The 18175-nt window shown below is 60.4% G+C and carries 13 protein-coding genes; 3 read left to right on the forward strand and 10 right to left on the reverse strand.

All coding sequences use genetic code 11. The annotated features are described in order from the left end of the window. Nucleotides 1-4 precede the first annotated feature (4 nt). The gene (locus KCG87_RS05030; RefSeq protein ID WP_027611326.1) at nt 5-808 is read left to right on the forward strand and encodes a hypothetical protein; all 804 of its coding nucleotides are present in this window, start codon (nt 5-7) and stop codon (nt 806-808) included. Between the two features lie 213 nt (nt 809-1021). Here KCG87_RS05030 and KCG87_RS05035 read toward each other — a convergent pair whose 3' ends face one another. Next, nucleotides 1022-1405, reverse strand: a complete 384-nt coding sequence (locus KCG87_RS05035; protein ID WP_098966829.1) for a type II toxin-antitoxin system PemK/MazF family toxin — start codon at nt 1403-1405, stop codon at nt 1022-1024. 208 nt (nt 1406-1613) lie between these two features. On the opposite strand from KCG87_RS05035, the gene KCG87_RS05040 reads away from it, so the two are divergent. Continuing rightward, the gene (locus KCG87_RS05040; RefSeq protein WP_210556773.1) at nt 1614-2051 is read left to right on the forward strand and encodes an excinuclease; all 438 of its coding nucleotides are present in this window, start codon (nt 1614-1616) and stop codon (nt 2049-2051) included. A gap of 104 nt (nt 2052-2155) precedes the next feature. Here KCG87_RS05040 and KCG87_RS05045 read toward each other — a convergent pair whose 3' ends face one another. Continuing rightward, nucleotides 2156-3058 (reverse strand): LysR family transcriptional regulator, encoded by a 903-nt coding sequence (locus tag KCG87_RS05045; protein WP_134785251.1) that lies wholly within the window; start codon nt 3056-3058, stop codon nt 2156-2158. Between the two features lie 118 nt (nt 3059-3176). On the opposite strand from KCG87_RS05045, the gene KCG87_RS05050 reads away from it, so the two are divergent. Next, nucleotides 3177-4454 carry an MFS transporter gene (locus tag KCG87_RS05050; protein WP_134785250.1) on the forward strand — a complete coding sequence of 426 codons (1278 nt, stop codon included), beginning with the start codon at nt 3177-3179 and terminating at the stop codon, nt 4452-4454. Nucleotide 4455: 1 nt separating this feature from the next. On the opposite strand, the gene KCG87_RS05055 is transcribed toward KCG87_RS05050, so the two are convergent. The 8 genes from KCG87_RS05055 to pilQ all read right to left on the reverse strand — a co-directional run bounded on the left by KCG87_RS05055 (nt 4456) and on the right by pilQ (nt 18167). Continuing rightward, nucleotides 4456-4968, reverse strand: a complete 513-nt coding sequence (locus KCG87_RS05055) for a cytochrome b/b6 domain-containing protein (protein ID WP_210556775.1) — start codon at nt 4966-4968, stop codon at nt 4456-4458. Nucleotides 4969-5155: 187 nt separating this feature from the next. Further along, a complete protein-coding gene (hemE, locus tag KCG87_RS05060; protein WP_047290897.1) occupies nt 5156-6223 on the reverse strand; it encodes a uroporphyrinogen decarboxylase in 1068 nt (355 codons plus the stop codon). 242 nt (nt 6224-6465) lie between these two features. Then, nucleotides 6466-7884: an FAD-dependent oxidoreductase gene (locus KCG87_RS05065; protein ID WP_134785249.1), complete on the reverse strand. Its 1419-nt coding sequence runs from the start codon at nt 7882-7884 to the stop codon at nt 6466-6468. Between the two features lie 33 nt (nt 7885-7917). Further along, nucleotides 7918-12363: a glutamate synthase large subunit gene (gltB, locus tag KCG87_RS05070; RefSeq protein ID WP_210556776.1), complete on the reverse strand. Its 4446-nt coding sequence runs from the start codon at nt 12361-12363 to the stop codon at nt 7918-7920. A 350-nt stretch (nt 12364-12713) separates the two neighbouring features. Beyond that, nucleotides 12714-14303, reverse strand: coding sequence for an AAA family ATPase (locus tag KCG87_RS05075; protein ID WP_210556777.1), 1590 nt, complete (start codon nt 14301-14303; stop codon nt 12714-12716). Between the two features lie 10 nt (nt 14304-14313). Further along, entirely contained in the window at nt 14314-15414 is a 1101-nt protein-coding gene (aroB, locus tag KCG87_RS05080; RefSeq protein ID WP_210556778.1) for a 3-dehydroquinate synthase, read from the reverse strand. A 151-nt stretch (nt 15415-15565) separates the two neighbouring features. Then, nucleotides 15566-16084, reverse strand: a complete 519-nt coding sequence (gene aroK / locus KCG87_RS05085) for a shikimate kinase AroK (protein WP_027611316.1) — start codon at nt 16082-16084, stop codon at nt 15566-15568. Between the two features lie 4 nt (nt 16085-16088). After that, nucleotides 16089-18167 (reverse strand): type IV pilus secretin PilQ, encoded by a 2079-nt coding sequence (pilQ, locus tag KCG87_RS05090; RefSeq protein WP_139053557.1) that lies wholly within the window; start codon nt 18165-18167, stop codon nt 16089-16091. Between the last annotated feature and the right edge of the window lie 8 nt (nt 18168-18175).

Consider the following 18175-nt stretch of genomic DNA (forward strand, 5'->3'; position numbering starts at 1 on the left):
GGGAATGACTCAGTTTCACCGCATCGCCGCCCTGCTGGCCCTGGCCTTTGTGCTCGGCGGTTGCACCAGCAAACCGGTTTACAACGCCAAGGAAGAGTTCTCGCCCAACCTCGGCTTCACCCAGCAACAGATGAGCCGCGCCATCGTCACCGCGCTCAATGATCGCCAGTGGGTCGTGCAGTCGGTGCGTCCGGGCATGATCAAAGCGGCGATTACCGTACGCGGCCGTCACCACGCCGAAGTCGACATCCCGTTCAGCCCGACCTCGTTTGAAATCGACTACCGCAGCAGCTACGGCCTCGACGCCAAGGACGGCAAGATCCACGGCAACTACAACCGCTGGGTCAACCGCCTGCGCGACAACGTGCTCAAGGAACTGTCGATCAACCCGGACATCGAGTTCGTCAACGACTTGGGCATCGTCAAGCAAGGCGCCGACGAACCGACCTACCTGAGCTTTCGCGAGGGCGTCAAACGCGCCACCGACGCCGGCCTGCTCGACGGCAGTGTGAAGTTCTACCTGGCCGGCGAAACCCTGCCTAAACAGGTGCGCAAACTCGACACCGTCAGCAGCAGCCGCAAAACCAACGGCTCGAACAAATCCGACGCCGACGCCTGCTTCTGGGCGCTGCAGTCGGCCCTCGCCACCCTGCAGAACGCCGCGAAAAAAGCCGACGCTAACGCCGTGATCAACATCGCCAGCGTCGACCAGCGCGACCTGTACAAAGACACCGAGAAATTCCAGTGCCGCGCCGGCCTGGTGGTGTCGAGCGTGGCGTTGCGTGGGGATTTGGCCCACGTCGATTGATTGACAGTAGAAACGACAAAGGGCGCCTTGCGGCGCCCTTTCACAAACAGGTTGGCTTGTCATCGCCCTTCCACCTGTCTGGCTCTGTGATGGCTGGTTGCCCAGGATCCTCAGAGTCTCACAAGCCCCTTTCGGGAACGCCGGCAGTATTGCCTGAAATGTCATTACCAGCAATGGATGGCAATTGGCTTCGATGCACCCTCTCAACGGCTACTACACGCCCAAGGCCTTTCTAACCGCAGTCTTGATGGCGTAAAACTCGTCTGTTGCAAGATGTGAAATCAAGTAAACACGCTTTCCGTGACGGTTTTTACTTCTGATCCTGTCCAGTCGCGCAAGACTGACCGTCGCTACCATGTCGCATTTTGCCCAGCAGGTTGAACTGGCACCTTGAAGATGGCTGGCGAGCTCCAGATGATGCTCCAGCACACAATCCGGCGCAGTTGTACTCAATGGCACCACAGTCACCAACAAACTGTTGGATCGGTGCTTGCGTATCACCACCACGGGCCTGATTTTGACCATCTCCGGTACTTCAAAACCTCTGAAATCACAGATCAGAACACTGCCCTCCTTGGGCTGATAGAGAAGTGGCATCCATGGCACTCACTAAAAAGAACTGATTTTGCGCATTTACCGCAACTTTCCCTAAAGCAGTTCCGTTACCAGAAATGTAAAGGGCTGACTCCTCTCATCACCTGAACGACAACTACACTCGTCCTGCGGGTCTCAACCATCGCCAGCCAGAACGGCGAGCCCATTGTTCGAGCACTCGCGGTTCTCTTTCACCGTCAAGGAGATGACCATGCAAGTGAAAGCCCTGATCGCCGCCACGCTCCTCGGGTTATTGCCTAGCGCCAGCCACGCCACCAACCTGATGTACATGCCGTTCGAAACCGTGCTCTCGGATGCGATTCGCGCCGGGCGGCTGGATGGCAGTGTGAAGTTCTATCTGATCGGCAACGGGCCGCAGGGCACGCAGCAGTTGTTGCGCCGGGATGTGATCAGTGATTTGCGCACCAACGGTTTCAACAAGAGCGATCACGATTCCTGCGAGTGGGTGCTGCAGTCGAACCTGATCAAGTTACAGGCCGACGCCAAGCGGGTCGGGGCGAATGCGGTGGTCAATATCGTCAGTTATTACGACCAGCATGTGCGCAAGGATTTGAATACTTATGAGTGCCGGGCCGGGGTGTTTGTGACGCGGGTGGCGTTGAAGGGGGATCTGGTGCGGTTGCCCTGAGAGGTGTGGTGTTTGGGCGGGCGCCTTCGCGAGCAAGCCCGCTCCCACAGGGGACTGCATTCCAGTTGTGGGAGCGGGCTTGCTCGCGAAGAGGCCGGTAGCCATCACCCACTTGAAGGCTCAACCTTGCGCGTCAGCAGCTCGACGAACGCCTTGGCCATCGGCGATTTCTGATCCTTGCGCTGCACCAGCCACACCGCCGACACCGCCTCCGGATCGAGCAGTGGTCGATAGACCACACCGTCAATGCGCATCCGCTGATACGACGCCGGCAACACCGAAACCCCCAGCCCCGCTGCGACCAGTCCGATGATGGTCATCGCCTCACCGGCCTCCTGGGCGAAGTGCGGACTGAATCCGGCATCGCGGGCCAGACTGAGCAGTTGCGCATACAGCCCGCTGCCGTAGCTGCGCGGAAAGAACACGAACGGCTCCAGCGCCAGCGCCGAGAGGAACAGCCCTTCCTCGCTGCCTTGCGCCAACGGATGTTTGGAGCCGAGCACCGCCACCAGCGGCTCACGCATCAGCTCCACCACACTCAGCGAATCCGGTAGACCCAGCGGACGCATGATGCCGACTTCGATCGACTCATCCACCAGCGCGTCCGCGACCATGGTGCTGCTCATCTCCCGCAGGTTCAGATGCACTGCCGGGAAACGCTGGCGAAAAGCAAAAATCGCCTGGGGAATGGTCGAGTTGAACGGCGCCGACGAGGTGAAGCCAATCTTCAATTCGCCCAGTTCGCCGAGTTGCGCACGCCGGGCAACGTCCGCCGCTTTGTCGACCTGCGCCAGCACCAGTCGCGCCTCCTGCAGAAACAATCGGCCGGCCTCGCTCAGCTCGACCCGACGATTGGTGCGCTCGAACAACCGCGCGCCGACCTCTTGCTCCAACGCCTGAATCTGCTGACTCAGTGGTGGCTGAGAGATCCCCAGCACCTGTGCGGCGCGGCCGAAATGCAGTTCTTCGGCGACGGCGATGAAGTAGCGCAGATGACGCAATTCCATGGAAACCCCATTAGGTCGTTATAGCTATCAAACAGGTCGAACAATATATTGGATAGAAACATTAGCCAGCTATATGATTTTTTCATTGCCTGCCTGGCCGTGCCCTCCGAGGTCTGATGTGAAAACCGCCGCCGCCCCTCTTGCCCATGAAGTTCCGCCTGCCGCGACGGACGATGTCATCGCCGAGCTGCAGGAGATCTACATCGAAAAAGGTACACCGATGTTCATGCGCACGGTGCTGGCGCTGTTCAGCGGCGGCTTCGCGACCTTCGCCCTGCTGTACTGCGTGCAGCCGATGATGCCGCTGCTGTCCCACGAATATTCGATCAACGCCGCGCAGAGCAGCCTGATTCTGTCGGTGGCGACCGGCATGCTGGCCTTCGGTCTGCTGATCACCGGGCCGATCTCCGACCGGGTCGGACGCAAACCGGTGATGGTCGCGGCACTGTTCGCCGCCGCGTTGTGCACCATCGCCAGCTCGATGATGCCGAGCTGGCACGGCGTGCTGATCATGCGTGCGCTGATCGGCCTGTCACTGAGCGGCCTGGCGGCCGTGGCGATGACTTACCTGAGTGAGGAAATCCACCCGCAGCACATCGGTCTGGCGATGGGCCTGTACATCGGCGGTAACGCGATTGGCGGGATGAGCGGACGCTTGATCACCGGAGTGTTGATCGACTTCGTCAGCTGGCACACGGCGATGCTGGTGATTGGCGGTCTGGCGCTGGTCGCAGCGGCGGTGTTCTGGAAGATCCTTCCCGAATCGCGCAACTTCCGCTCACGCTCACTGCATCCACGCAGCCTGCTTGATGGCTTCACCATGCACTTTCGCGACGCCGGCCTGCCGCTGCTGTTTCTTGAAGCGTTCGTGCTGATGGGCGCCTTCGTCACCCTGTTCAACTACATCGGTTATCGCCTGCTGGCCGCGCCGTACAACCTCGATCAGGTGTTCGTCGGTTTGCTGTCGGTGGTGTACCTGTCGGGCATCTACAGTTCGGCGAAAATCGGTTCGCTGGCGGACAAACTGGGGCGGCGCAAAGTGCTGTGGGCAACCATCGCACTGATGTTCGCCGGCCTTGCACTGACTATGTTCACGCCGCTGTTGCTGGTGATCGTCGGCATGCTGATCTTCACCTTCGGCTTCTTCGGCGCGCACTCGGTGGCGAGCAGCTGGATCGGCCGGCGTGCGACCAAGGCCAAGGGCCAGGCGTCGTCGTTGTACCTATTCAGTTATTACGCCGGGTCGAGTATTGCCGGCACGGCTGGCGGGGTGTTCTGGCATCTCGGCGGGTGGAATGGCATCGGCCTGTTTATTGGCGCCCTGTTGATGATCGCGCTGTTGGTGGCGTTGAAACTGGCGAAGTTGCCGCCCCTCGGTGGCAGCGCTCCCGCTTGAGTCAGAACACCATTTTTTTCAGGATTCGGCGCCCACACATTTCGTGTTTGATAACGGCTGCGATGTGTAGCGCTACTTGAACCAGTAACATCACGCACGCCCAAACATGGATGACGAAGAACCGATCAATCCACTGTAGATCGTTCAGCGGCGCCGGAATAAGAACCAGATCAAATATATTGATCGGTCGATCCATCATTAATATTCCTGTGAGCAAGACAACCGCCGTCATCAGATAAATAGACTTATGCATCCAGCTCGCCAGACACTCCATAAAGGGCCTGGCCACCTCGCGAGAGGTATGAGAGCCTCTGACAGAAATATACAATCTCAGTATAAATACCGGAATAAATAAAGCCGTCACCGAAACATTTATAAATCCGACTATCGATTTTGTTTCCGCTGCAACTTTAATGACTGACACATAGAAGCCAGACAATAGAGCCCATAAAATTACTGCCGCAGATATCCAGTGCAAAGCAATCTGGAGACGCGAATATCCAACCCTTTTCATTGCAACCATCCTGATAAACAAGTGGCGCCATTACAAGGCTCTTAATTATCAACGTCAACGAGAAAACCATTAACAGAAACTGCACAAAGTAAACAATCTTTACGAACAAGGTTTATTGCACTTTCAACTTAAACATAAAAAATCAATTACCGCCCGAACATTGCATTCGGGCGGTCGTGTCAAAATCTTACTCGTGATACTGCGCCGACAGTTCATGCACCGCGCGCAGGAACGCACCGGCGTGCTCTGGGTCGACTTCCGGAGTGATGCCATGACCCAGGTTGAACACGTGGCCACTGCCTTTGCCATAGCTGGCCAGAATACGACCGACTTCAGTGCGGATCGCTTCAGGTTTGGCGTAGAGCACGGTCGGGTCCATGTTGCCTTGCAGCGCGACCTTGTCGCCGACACGGGCGCGAGCGTTGCCGATGTCGCAGGTCCAGTCCAGGCCCAGTGCGTCGGCGCCGGCCTCGGCGATGCTTTCCAGCCACAGGCCGCCGTTCTTGGTGAAGAGGATCACCGGCACTTTGCGACCGTCGTGCTCGCGGATCAGGCCGCTGACGATTTTCTTCATGTACGCCAGGGAGAACTCCTGGTACGCCGCCGCCGACAGGTTGCCGCCCCAGGTATCGAAGATCTGCACCGCTTGCGCGCCGGCCTGGATCTGGCCGTTGAGGTACGAGGTCACCGACTGCGCCAGCTTGTCCAGCAGCAGGTGCATGGCTTGCGGGTTGTCGTAGAGCATCGCCTTGGTTTTGCGGAAGTCTTTCGACGAGCCGCCTTCAACCATGTAAGTGGCGAGGGTCCACGGGCTGCCGGAGAAGCCGATCAGCGGCACACGGCCGTTCAGCTCGCGGCGGATGGTGCTGACCGCGTCCATCACGTAGCCGAGGTCTTTGTGCGGATCAGGGATCGGCAACGCTTCGATGTCGGCCAGGGTGCTGACGACTTTCTTGAAGCGCGGGCCTTCACCGGTCTCGAAGTACAGGCCCTGGCCCATGGCATCGGGAATGGTGAGGATGTCGGAAAACAGGATCGCCGCGTCCAGTTGCGGGTAGCGGTCGAGCGGTTGCATTGTGACTTCGCAAGCGAATTCCGGATTCATGCACAGGCTCATGAAATCACCGGCCTGGGCACGGCTGGCGCGGTATTCAGGCAGGTAGCGGCCGGCCTGGCGCATCATCCACACCGGGGTGACGTCAACGGGTTGCTTGAGCAGGGCGCGGAGGAAACGGTCGTTCTTCAGGGCAGTCATGTCGGCATCCGGAAAAAAAGTGCGGGCATTTTCTCAGAGCGCGACGCAAAAGGCACGGATGCAGGTCAGCCTTTTGTCTATCGGGTCAATTTATTGCGCTGTATTGAGCGCACAGAAACCAGTGTGGGAGCGGGCTTGCTCGCGAAAGCGGTGCGTCAGTCAATACATCGGGTGACTGATACAAAGCCTTCGCGAGCAAGCCCGCTCCCACATTTCTGATCGCATTTCAGGCTGAAATGTAATCAGACGCCCAAGTAATCGAGGATCCCTTCGGCGGCATTGCGGCCTTCGAAGATTGCCGTTACCACCAGGTCGGAACCGCGCACCATGTCGCCACCGGCGAAGATTTTCGGGTTGCTGGTCTGGTGCTTGTACTGACCGTGCTCAGGCGCGACGACGCGGCCCTGGCTGTCGGTCTGGATTTCGAACTGTTCGAACCACGGTGCCGGGCTCGGGCGGAAACCGAACGCGATGACCACGGCGTCGGCCGGGATGATCTCTTCGGAGCCCGGGATCGGCTCGGGGCTGCGGCGGCCACGGGCGTCCGGTTCGCCGAGACGGGTCTCGACCACTTTTACGCCTTCAACCTTGTCTTCGCCAACGATGGCGATCGGCTGGCGGTTGTAGAGGAATTTCACGCCTTCTTCCTTGGCGTTCTTCACCTCTTTGCGCGAGCCGGGCATGTTCGCTTCGTCACGACGATAAGCACAGGTCACCGACTTGGCGCCCTGACGGATCGAGGTGCGGTTGCAGTCCATCGCCGTGTCGCCACCACCGAGTACCACGACCTTCTTGCCTTTCATGTCGACGAAATCTTCCGGCGACTTTTCAAAGCCCAGGTTGCGGTTGACGTTGGCAATCAGGAAGTCCAGCGCGTCGTAGACGCCCGGCAGGTCCTCACCGGCAAAACCGCCCTTCATGTAGGTGTAGGTGCCCATGCCCATGAATACCGCATCGTATTCGGCGAGCAGTTGCTCCATGGTCACGTCCTTGCCGACCTCAGTGTTGAGGCGGAACTCAATGCCCATGCCGGTGAAGACTTCGCGACGATTGCTCAGCACGGTCTTCTCAAGCTTGAACTCGGGAATGCCGAAGGTCAGCAGACCGCCGATTTCCGGGTTCTTGTCGAACACCACCGGGGTCACACCGCCACGCACCAGCACGTCGGCACAGCCCAGACCCGCCGGGCCGGCACCGATGATCGCGACACGTTTGCCGGTCGGTTTGACCTTGGACATGTCCGGGCGCCAGCCCATGGCGAATGCGGTGTCGGTGATGTACTTCTCGACCGAACCGATGGTCACCGCGCCGAAACCGTCGTTGAGGGTGCAGGCACCCTCGCACAGCCGATCCTGCGGGCACACCCGGCCGCAGACTTCCGGCAGGGTGTTGGTCTGGTGCGACAGCTCGGCGGCCTGGAGGATGTTGCCCTCGGCCACCAGCTTCAGCCAGTTGGGAATGAAGTTGTGCACCGGGCACTTCCATTCGCAATACGGGTTGCCGCAACCCAGGCAGCGGTGGGCCTGGTCGGCCGACTGCTGGGGTTTGAACGGTTCGTAGATCTCGACGAACTCTTTCTTGCGTTGACGCAACAGTTTCTTCTTCGGATCCTTGCGCCCGACATCGATGAACTGGAAGTCGTTATTCAGACGTTCAGCCATTGTTAAAACCTCATCAAACTCTTCAGGCGCATATCACTGCGGGTTGGCACGAGTGCTGGAAAGCAACGATTTCAGGTTGGCAGCCTTAGGCTTGACCAGCCAGAAACGGCGCAGGTAGTCATCAAGGTTTTCGGCGAGTTCACGACCCCACTCGCTCTCGGTTTCCTTGACGTACTCGTTCAGCACGTTCTGCAGGTGGCTGCGGTAGGCTTCCATCGCCTCGCCGCTGATCCGCTGGATTTCCACCAGTTCGTGGTTGACCCGGTCAACGAAGGTGTTGTCCTGATCGAGCACGTAGGCGAAACCGCCGGTCATGCCAGAGCCGAAGTTGTAACCGGTCTTGCCCAGGACGCAGACGAAACCACCGGTCATGTACTCGCAGCAGTGATCGCCAGTGCCTTCCACGACCGTGTGGGCACCGGAGTTACGCACGGCAAAACGCTCGCCCGCGGTGCCGGCGGCGAACAGCTTGCCACCGGTGGCGCCGTACAGGCAGGTGTTGCCGATGATGGCGCTGTTCTGAGTCTGATAGACGCTGCCCTTCGGCGGCACGATGACCAGCTTGCCGCCGGTCATGCCTTTGCCGACGTAGTCGTTGGCGTCGCCTTCCAGGTACATGTGCAGACCACCAGCGTTCCACACGCCGAAGCTCTGACCGGCCGTGCCTTTGAAGCGGAAGGTGATCGGCGCGTTGGACATGCCCTGATTGCCGTGCTTGCGCGCGATTTCGCCGGAGATCCGCGCGCCGATCGAACGGTCGCAGTTGCAGATGTCCAGTTCGAACTCGGCACCGCTGAGGTCGTTGATCGCCGACGTCGCCATGTCGACCATTTTCTCGGCCAGCAGGCCCTGATCGAACGGCGGGTTGCGCTCAACGCCGCAGAATTGCGGTTTGTCCGCCGGGATGTGATCGCTGCCCAGTAGCGGAGTCAGATCCAGGTGATGTTGCTTGGCGGTCTGGCCTTCGAGGATTTCCAGCAGATCGGTGCGGCCGATCAGCTCTTCGAGGGAACGCACGCCAAGCTTGGCCAGCCACTCACGGGTTTCTTCGGCGACGTAGGTGAAGAAGTTCACCACCATGTCGACGGTACCGATGTAGTGATCCTTGCGCAGCTTCTCGTTCTGCGTCGCAACGCCGGTGGCGCAGTTGTTCAGGTGGCAGATGCGCAGGTATTTGCAGCCCAGGGCAATCATTGGCGCTGTACCGAAGCCGAAGCTTTCGGCGCCGAGGATCGCGGCCTTGATCACGTCGAGGCCGGTTTTCAGGCCGCCGTCGGTCTGCACCCGGACTTTGCCGCGCAGGTCGTTGCCGCGCAGGGTCTGGTGGGTTTCAGCCAGGCCGAGTTCCCACGGAGCGCCGGCGTATTTGATCGAGGTCAGCGGCGAAGCACCGGTGCCACCGTCGTAGCCGGAGATGGTGATCAAGTCCGCATAGGCCTTGGCCACACCGGCGGCGATGGTGCCGACGCCCGCTTCCGCGACCAGTTTCACCGAAACCAGTGCCTTCGGGTTGACCTGTTTCAGGTCGAAGATCAGTTGCGACAAGTCTTCGATCGAGTAGATGTCGTGGTGCGGCGGTGGCGAAATCAGGGTCACGCCCGGCACTGCGTAACGCAGCTTGGCGATCAGCCCGTTGACCTTGCCGCCCGGCAGTTGCCCGCCCTCGCCCGGTTTGGCGCCCTGAGCGACCTTGATCTGCAGCACTTCGGCGTTGACCAGGTATTCCGGGGTGACACCGAAACGGCCCGTCGCGACCTGCTTGATTTTCGAGCTCTTGATCGTGCCGTAGCGCGCCGGGTCTTCGCCGCCTTCGCCGGAGTTGGAACGCGCACCGAGGCGGTTCATGGCTTCGGCCAGGGCTTCGTGCGCTTCCGGCGACAGTGCGCCCAGCGAGATACCGGCGGAGTCGAAGCGCTTGAGCACCGATTCCAGCGGCTCGATTTCACTGATGTCCAGCGGCTTGTCGAGGGTCTTGACCTTGAACAGGTCGCGAATCATCGACACCGGACGGTTGTCCACCAGCGAGGTGTATTCCTTGAACTTGGCGTAGTCGCCCTGCTGCACGGCGGCTTGCAGGGTGTTGACCACGTCCGGGTTGTAAGCGTGATATTCGCCGCCGTGGACGAACTTCAGCAGACCGCCCTGCTGGATCGGTTTGCGCGGGCTCCAGGCTTCGGTAGCGAGGGCTTTCTGCTCGGCTTCGATGTCGACGAAACGCGCACCCTTGATGCGGCTCGGCACGCCACGGAAGCTCAGCTCGCACACTTCTTCGGACAGGCCGATGGCTTCGAACAGCTGCGCACCACGGTACGAGGCGATGGTCGAGATGCCCATCTTCGACAGAATCTTCAGCAGGCCTTTGGTGATGCCCTTACGGTAGTTCTTGAACACCTCATAGAGGTCGCCCAGCACTTCACCGGTACGGATCAGGTCGCCCAGCACTTCGTAGGCCAGGAATGGATAGACCGCCGAGGCGCCGAAACCGATCAGCACCGCGAAGTGATGCGGATCGCGTGCGGTCGCGGTTTCCACGAGGATGTTGGAATCGCAGCGCAGGCCTTTTTCGGTCAGGCGGTGGTGCACCGCGCCGGTCGCCAGCGAAGCGTGGATCGGCAGTTTGCCCGGGGCGATATGGCGGTCGCTCAGGACGATCTGGGTACGCCCGGCGCGCACGGCTTCTTCAGCCTGATCGGCAACGTTGCGGATCGCCGCTTCGAGGCCGACGCTTTCGTCGTAATTGAGGTCGATGATCTGCCGCTCGAAACCCGGGCGGTCGAGGTTCATCAGCGAGCGCCACTTGGCCGGCGAAATCATTGGCGAGCTGAGAATCACGCGCGAGGCGTGCTCCGGCGATTCCTGGAAGATGTTGCGCTCGGCCCCGAGGCAGATTTCCAGCGACATCACGATCGCTTCACGCAGCGGGTCGATCGGCGGGTTGGTGACCTGCGCGAACTGCTGGCGGAAATAGTCGTACGGCGTGCGCACGCGCTGCGACAGCACGGCCATCGGCGTGTCGTCGCCCATCGAGCCAACGGCTTCGTAGCCCTGTTCGCCAAGCGGACGCAGCACTTGGTCGCGCTCTTCGAACGTGACCTGATACATCTTCATGTACTGCTTGAGCTGATCGACGTCGTAGAACGCCGAACCGTGGTCGTTGTCTTCCATGGTCGCCTGGATGCGCAGGGCATTCTTGCGCAACCATTGCTTGTACGGATGACGGGACTTCAGACGGTTGTCGATCGCGTCGGTGTCGAGGATCTGCCCGGTTTCGGTGTCCACGGCGAGGATCTGGCCCGGGCCGACACGGCCCTTGGCGATCACGTCTTGCGGCTGGTAGTTCCAGACGCCGATTTCTGACGCAACGGTGATGAAACCGTTGGTGGTGGTGACCCAGCGCGCCGGGCGCAGACCGTTACGGTCGAGCAGGCACACCGCGTAACGACCATCGGTCATTACCACGCCGGCTGGGCCGTCCCACGGTTCCATGTGCATCGAGTTGTACTCGTAGAACGCACGCAGATCCGGGTCCATGGTTTCAACGTTCTGCCACGCAGGCGGAATGATCATCCGCACGCCACGGAACAGGTCGATGCCACCGGTGACCATCAGTTCGAGCATGTTGTCCATGCTCGAGGAGTCGGAACCGACACGGTTGACCAGCGGGCCGAGCTCCTCCAGATCCATCAGATCGTTGGTGAACTTGGTCCGACGGGCCTGTGCCCAGTTACGGTTACCAGTGATGGTGTTGATCTCACCGTTGTGGGCGAGGAAGCGGAATGGCTGGGCCAGCGGCCATTTCGGCAAGGTGTTGGTGGAGAAGCGCTGGTGGAACACGCAGATCGCGGTTTGCAGGCGCTGGTCACCCAGGTCCGGATAGAACGCGGCCAGGTCGGCCGGCATCATCAGGCCTTTATAGATGATGGTCTTGTGCGAAAAGCTGCAGATGTAGTGGTCGGTGTCGGCGGCGTTGGCCACCGACGAGCGACGACGGGCGCTGAACAGCTTGACCGCCATGTCCTGATCGCTCAGGCCTTCACCGCCGATGTACACCTGCTCGATCTGCGGCAGGCGCTCGAGGGCCAGTCGGCCGAGGACGCTGGTGTCGATCGGCACTTTGCGCCAGCCGATCAGTTGCAGGCCTTCAGCGAGGATCTCGCGGTTCATGTTCTCGCGAGCGGCTTCGGCCTTGGCCGGATCCTGGTTGAAGAAAACCATGCCCACGGCATATTGCTTGGGCAGTTCGACGCTGAAGTTTTCCTGGGCCATCGCCCGCAGGAACGCGTCAGGCTTTTGAATCAGCAGACCGCAACCGTCACCGGTCTTGCCGTCGGCATTAATCCCACCGCGGTGGGTCATGCAGGTCAGGGCCTCGATGGCCGTTTGCAAAAGGGTATGACTGGGCTCGCCCTGCATATGGGCTATCAGGCCGAAACCGCAGTTATCCTTGAATTCATCTGGTTGGTACAGACCTGCTTTCATAGACACTTTCTCACCAGGCTGCCTCTTTACGAGGCAAATTTCTTTTCAATTCAACCACTTGCTTGCCGCGCCGAACGTACGCCGGCTTTGCGGGAGCAAAAGGGTGGTCATTGTACACAGCGACACAGACGCTCACAAATTTGACGACGAAATGTCGCAAATCTATGTCGCATTTGTGAAAGGTTTAAAGCGATCTGCTGTGCTAGTCAAAACTTTTTTAATTCTGACTGCAACGACTCAAAGACTACTGTGACGCAGACACCACAAGGCACGCGGTCTGTAGAGACGGCGCGCACTCGTAGAAATTTTGAGGTGCTTGGAGAGGCGGCCTGGGTAAGGCCGCCGAATCTTCAGCGAGTTGTTGCCAGTTCCTGTTGGACGCTGGCGACAGTGCGAGGCCAAGGTTTACCAGCCTGAACCTTCGCTGGCAAGGCCTTGATGGCAGAAACGGCTGCTTCACGATTGGCGAAGTTGCCGTAGGTGATCACGTAGAGAGGCTTGCCGTTGAGGACTTTCTTGAAATAACGGTACTCGCCGCCCTGCTCCTTGACGAAGTTCTGCGCGGTCGCTTCGGAGCTGGTGCCGAGGATCTGCACCACGTAGTTGCTGGTCGGTTGACCGGCGTACCAGCTGCCACTGGCAGCCTTGGCCACGGTAACCGGCTTCTCGGCCGGTTTGGCAGCCGCAACAGGCTTGGCCGGAGCCGGAGCCGGTTTGGCCGCTGGCGCTGCCGGAGCAGGCTTGGCGGTGGCGACCTGAGTCGGTGCCGGGGTCGGCTTGGCCGCCGGAACAGGTACTGGCGTCGGAGCCGGGCCGGCCGGGACACCTGCCGGTGGTGCGGAGGTCGTTACGGTCGGCGGCGTCGCGCTGGAACCTTCGACCGGTACGCCGTCGTCACCTTCAGTGATGCCGCCTGCGGCTTCAGCCAACGGGCCGCGCATCACCGGCTGCGAGTTGCCGACCAGCGGCAGCGGCATCGGCTGAGTATTGCCGGCGAACTCGACGTTCGGTGCGCCACCCTTGGCGCCCTGACCCAATGGCAGTTGTGCCTGTTCGTTGGCGGGTGCGCCAGTGGTTGGCGCCTTGTTGCGACCCGGCATCAGCCAGGCGGCGGCGACCGCGACCACAACGACGGCGGATATCGCCAATACGTGTTTCTTCGGCATGTTGAACCCCATACTTGGACGCTTGACCGCAGAGCGGCTGGCAATCATGACTTCGATCAGTGCATCGCGAGCGACCTGGTTGATGTTGCCAGGCCAACCCTCGGCGCTTTCGTGAATCTCAGAGATCTGATCCGCGGTGAAAAGTTCGACACCCCGGCCCGCACCTTCGAGCCGTTGGTCGAGATATTCGCGGGTCTCTTCTTCGGTATAAGGCTGCAGTTCGATGACGTGGAAGCGCTCTTCCTCGAGGTGCAAGGCCTCCAGTTGCGCGATCAGCGACGACTCACCGAACAGGAACACATGCGGGCGACCTTCCGGTGCCCCGGCACCCAGCGCCATCAGCGCTTCGAGGGCGGATTCGTCGAGCTGCTCGGCGTCATCCACCAGCAGATAGACCTCCTGGCCGGTAAGCGCGAGTTGCACTACCTGATCCAGAATCGCGCCAACTTCGGCCTGAGCCACGTTCAGTGCCTGAGCCACCTGACGCAGCACGCCGGCGGCATCGCCAGCTCCACGGGCCGACACGACAACGCTTTGCACCGATTGCTTGTTGGTGCTGGCTACCAGCGCCTGACGCAGCAAGGTCTTGCCGCTGCCCTGCGGCCCGGTGACCACCAGCAGCAACTGGCTATAACGCGCCAGGTGGTGCAATTGCCCCAGCACCGGTTTGCGCTGGGCCGGGAAGAATTTGAAGCCCGGCACCCGCGGCGCGAAAGGGTCGTGACTTAACTGGAAATGGCCGAGGAACGCCTCGTCGGCATGCAAACTAGTCATCGGAATCTTATTAACCTTTAAGCTGAGCCAGAGCGCGGTAATCCGCTCCCAGCGTGGCCTGTAGAACCTCTTTCGGATAATCGGCGGTCACCACCGCTTCGCCCATCCGGCGCAGCAGCACCAGGCGCAGACGACCGTCGATCACTTTTTTATCAATTGCCATATGTTCGAGAAAATCGGCTTCGGTCATTTCTTCCGGCGGAATCACCGGCAGACCGGCACGCTGGAACAGACGAATGCCGCGATCACGTTCCTGCTCGCTGATCCAGCCCAGACGCGCGGACATCTCCAGCGCCATCACGGTGCCAGCGGCCACCGCCTCACCATGCAACCAGACACCATAGCCCATGTGGGTCTCGATGGCGTGGCCGAAGGTGTGGCCGAGGTTGAGCGTGGCGCGCACGCCGGTTTCCTTCTCATCGGCACCGACCACTGCCGCCTTGGCCGCGCAGGAACGCTCGATGGCGTAGGTCAGAGCCTTCTGGTCCAGCGCGCGCAGAGCGTCGACGTTGTCTTCGAGCCAGGCCAGGAACGGCTCGTCGCAGATCAGACCGTACTTGATGACTTCGGCCAGACCGGCGGACAGCTCACGCTCTGGCAGGGTTTTCAGGGACGCGGTATCGATCAGCACCACGTTCGGCTGATAGAACGCGCCGACCATGTTCTTGCCCAACGGGTGGTTGATGCCGGTCTTGCCGCCCACCGACGAATCGACCTGGGACAGCAGCGTGGTAGGAATCTGGATGAAGTCGACGCCGCGCTGGTAGCAAGCGGCGGCAAAACCGGCCATGTCACCAATGACACCGCCGCCGAGGGCGATGATCGTGGTGCGGCGGTCGTGACGGGCAGTCAGCAGGCCGTCGAAGATCAGTTGCAGGGTTTCCCAGTTCTTGAAGGCTTCGCCGTCCGGCAGCACCACCGAGATCACCGAGAACTGCGCAAGGCTGCGGGTCAGACGTTCGAGATAGAGCGGCGCAACGGTCTCGTTGGAGATGATTGCCACTTGCCGCCCATGGATATGCGGCGCCAGCAACTCGGGCTGATCCAACAAACCTTCGCCAATATGAATCGGGTAGCTGCGCTCGCCTAGATCGACCTTGAGTGTCTGCATGTGTCCCCACAGTGAAGATGGAAGCAGGCGTCCTGCCCTGAATTATTGGTTGTCTGCGGCCTATAGCGAATCTGACGCCGCTCGCACGCCATCCGCCACAACCTCGGCGGCTGTGACAGGACGCCGAGGATAGCGCATTTCCGGCGGCGCTTTAACGGGGTGGCAGCTGCGCCAGACGGTCGAGAATGTCGAGCACCACCATGCGCGGTGGCCGTTCGTCGGTTTCAACCACCAGATCGGCGATCTCTCGATAGAGCGGATCGCGGATCTCGAGCAGGTCTCGCAGGGTTTTCGCCGGATCGGCGGTGCGCAGCAAAGGACGATTGCGATCGCGCGACGTACGCCCGACCTGCTGCTCGACGGAGGCGTGCAGATATACCACCCGTCCGCCCGCGTGCAGGGCCTTGCGGTTGGCATCACGCATCACCGCGCCGCCACCGGTCGCCAGCACCACGCCGTCGAACGCGCACAGCTCGGCGATCATCGCCTGCTCACGGTCACGAAAGCCGGGCTCGCCTTCCTTGTCGAAGATCCACGGGATATTGGCGCCCGTGCGCAGTTCAATTTCCTTGTCGGAATCTTTGAACGGCAGGCGCAGCTCTTTGGCCAGCAACCGGCCGATGGTGCTTTTTCCAGCGCCCATCGGTCCTACAAGAATCAAATTTCGCACAGAATCAACGACTCACAGCAATCGCCTGGTTATTCATGATACGCGGAGTGAGAAATACCAGCAGCTCGGATTTTTTCTCCGAAACCACATCACGCCGGAAAAGGCGGCCAAGATACGGCACATCGCCAAGAAATGGCACCTTATCTACGACCTTGCTTTGAGTATTTGAGAAAACGCCCCCAATCACGATGGTCTCGCCGTCGTTCACCAGCACCTTGGCGTTGACCTCGTTCTTCTTGATCGGCGGTACATCCTGCACTTTGTTCAGGTAGTCCGGTTCGTCTTTGGTGACCTTGACCTCCATGATGATGCGGTTGTCGGGGGTGATCTGCGGCGTCACTTCCAGCGACAGCGAAGCCTCCTTGAAAGACACCGACGTCGCGCCGCTGGAGCTGGCTTCCTGATACGGAATCTCGGTGCCCTTGAGGATCTTCGCCGTCTCTTTGTCGGAGGTGACCACTTTGGGCTGCGAGACGATCTCACCGTTGCCGGTCTTCTCCATGGCGGTCAGCTCAAGATCGAGCAGCACATTGTCGGTGATGAAGGCGATGCCGATCCCCGAGGTATTACCCACCGTGCCCATGTCGACGAACGGCGAGTTGGTACTGGTACTGCCCGGTGTGCCGATGGTGGTCGACGAGCCATTGCTGACCCCCGAGGTGTTCCAGTTGCCCTTGTTCTGGATCGAACCGCCCCAGCGCACGCCCAGACTCTTGTCGTAATCGACGTTGGCCTCGACGATCCGCGCCTCGATCATCACCTGACGCACCGGAATATCCAGTTGCGCCACGATCCGCCGCAGTTCGTCGAGGCGATCCTGGGTCTGGTAGGCAATGATGTTGTTGGTGCGCTCATCGACAGTGATCGAGCCACGCTCGTCGATTTTCGCCTCGGCGCTGGTCACCGACTGGAACAGCTTGGCGATGTCCGCGGCCTTGGCGTAATTCACTTGCAGCAGCTCGCGGCGCAGCGGCGCCAGTTCGGCGATCTGTTTCTGTGACTCCAGTTCCTGGCGTTCGCGGGCGGCGATTTCGTCGGCCGGCGCCACCAGCAACACGTTGCCGATCTTGCGTTTATCCAGCCCCTTGGTTTTCAGCACCAGGTCCAGCGCCTGATCCCACGGCACGTTTTGCAGACGCAAGGTGATCCCGCCCTGCACGGTATCGCTGGCCACCAGATTGAGGTTGGTGAAATCGGCGATCAGTTGCAGCACCGAGCGCACGTCGATGTCCTGGAAATTCAGCGAAAGCTTTTCGCCGCTGTAGCTGTTGCGGTCAGCGTTGCGCTTTTGCAGGTCATCGACCGTCATCGGGCGAATGCTGACGGTCAGTTTGTTGTCGGTCTGGTAGGTGGAATAGTCGAACGTGCCGCTGGGTTCGACGGTGATGACCGCACGATCACCGGTGGCGGCAGCGTTGACGAACTGCACCGGCGTGGCGAAGTCCTTGACGTCGAGGCGCACCCGCAGCCTGTCGGGCAACTGCGTGCGAGCAAAGCTCAGGATGATCTTGCCGTCATGCTCCTGGATGTCCGGGGCGATGGTCGGGTCCGAAAGGTCAATGACCACGTTGCCCTCCCCCGCAGTGCCGCGCTGGAAGTCGACACCACGAATGGTTTTGGCGACGGGGGTATAAGCCTTCGCCGGCGCTGGAGCCGCGACCGGTCGTGGCGCAACAGCGGCTGGCCGTGGCGCAGCAGGCTTGGCGCCCTGCCCGACCACTACGAACAGATTGTTGCCCTCGACCCGCGAGGTGTAGGACGTCAGTTGCGTCAGGCTGATGATCAGGCGCGTGCGGTCGTTGGCTTCCACCACTGTGGCGGTTCGCGCGTTACCGCTGCCCAGATCGCGGGTCTTGCTCGTCAGTTGGCTGGCGACACCCGGCAGATCCAGGGCGATTCGCGCCGGCGATTCGGTAGTGTAGCCCTTGGGTTGCGGTGGCGGGCTGTCGAACGACAGCTTCAACTCGATGCGATCACCCGGTAACGCCGCGACATCCAGCGTCTTGAGGCTGGCCGCCTGAACCATCGGTGAAAGCAGCGCTATCCATAGCGAAAAACCGAGGGTGGAGAAAATCCTGTTCATTGTTCGAC

This window comes from Pseudomonas sp. MWU347, from assembly GCF_017947305.1.
GTDB lineage: Bacteria > Pseudomonadota > Gammaproteobacteria > Pseudomonadales > Pseudomonadaceae > Aquipseudomonas > Aquipseudomonas putida_A.

Bases quoted from the DNA above. Each gene is read 5' to 3' on its own strand.
- KCG87_RS05030 (WP_027611326.1), top strand. From the start codon at position 5: ATGACTCAGTTTCACCGCATCGCCGCCCTGCTGGCCCTGGCCTTTGTG.
- KCG87_RS05035 (WP_098966829.1), bottom strand. From the start codon at position 1,405: ATGCCACTTCTCTATCAGCCCAAGGAGGGCAGTGTTCTGATCTGTGAT.
- KCG87_RS05040 (WP_210556773.1), top strand. From the start codon at position 1,614: ATGCAAGTGAAAGCCCTGATCGCCGCCACGCTCCTCGGGTTATTGCCT.
- KCG87_RS05045 (WP_134785251.1), bottom strand. From the start codon at position 3,058: ATGGAATTGCGTCATCTGCGCTACTTCATCGCCGTCGCCGAAGAACTG.
- KCG87_RS05055 (WP_210556775.1), bottom strand. From the start codon at position 4,968: ATGAAAAGGGTTGGATATTCGCGTCTCCAGATTGCTTTGCACTGGATA.
- hemE (WP_047290897.1), bottom strand. From the start codon at position 6,223: ATGACTGCCCTGAAGAACGACCGTTTCCTCCGCGCCCTGCTCAAGCAA.
- KCG87_RS05065 (WP_134785249.1), bottom strand. From the start codon at position 7,884: ATGGCTGAACGTCTGAATAACGACTTCCAGTTCATCGATGTCGGGCGC.
- gltB (WP_210556776.1), bottom strand. From the start codon at position 12,363: ATGAAAGCAGGTCTGTACCAACCAGATGAATTCAAGGATAACTGCGGT.
- KCG87_RS05075 (WP_210556777.1), bottom strand. From the start codon at position 14,303: ATGACTAGTTTGCATGCCGACGAGGCGTTCCTCGGCCATTTCCAGTTA.
- aroB (WP_210556778.1), bottom strand. From the start codon at position 15,414: ATGCAGACACTCAAGGTCGATCTAGGCGAGCGCAGCTACCCGATTCAT.
- pilQ (WP_139053557.1), bottom strand. From the start codon at position 18,167: ATGAACAGGATTTTCTCCACCCTCGGTTTTTCGCTATGGATAGCGCTG.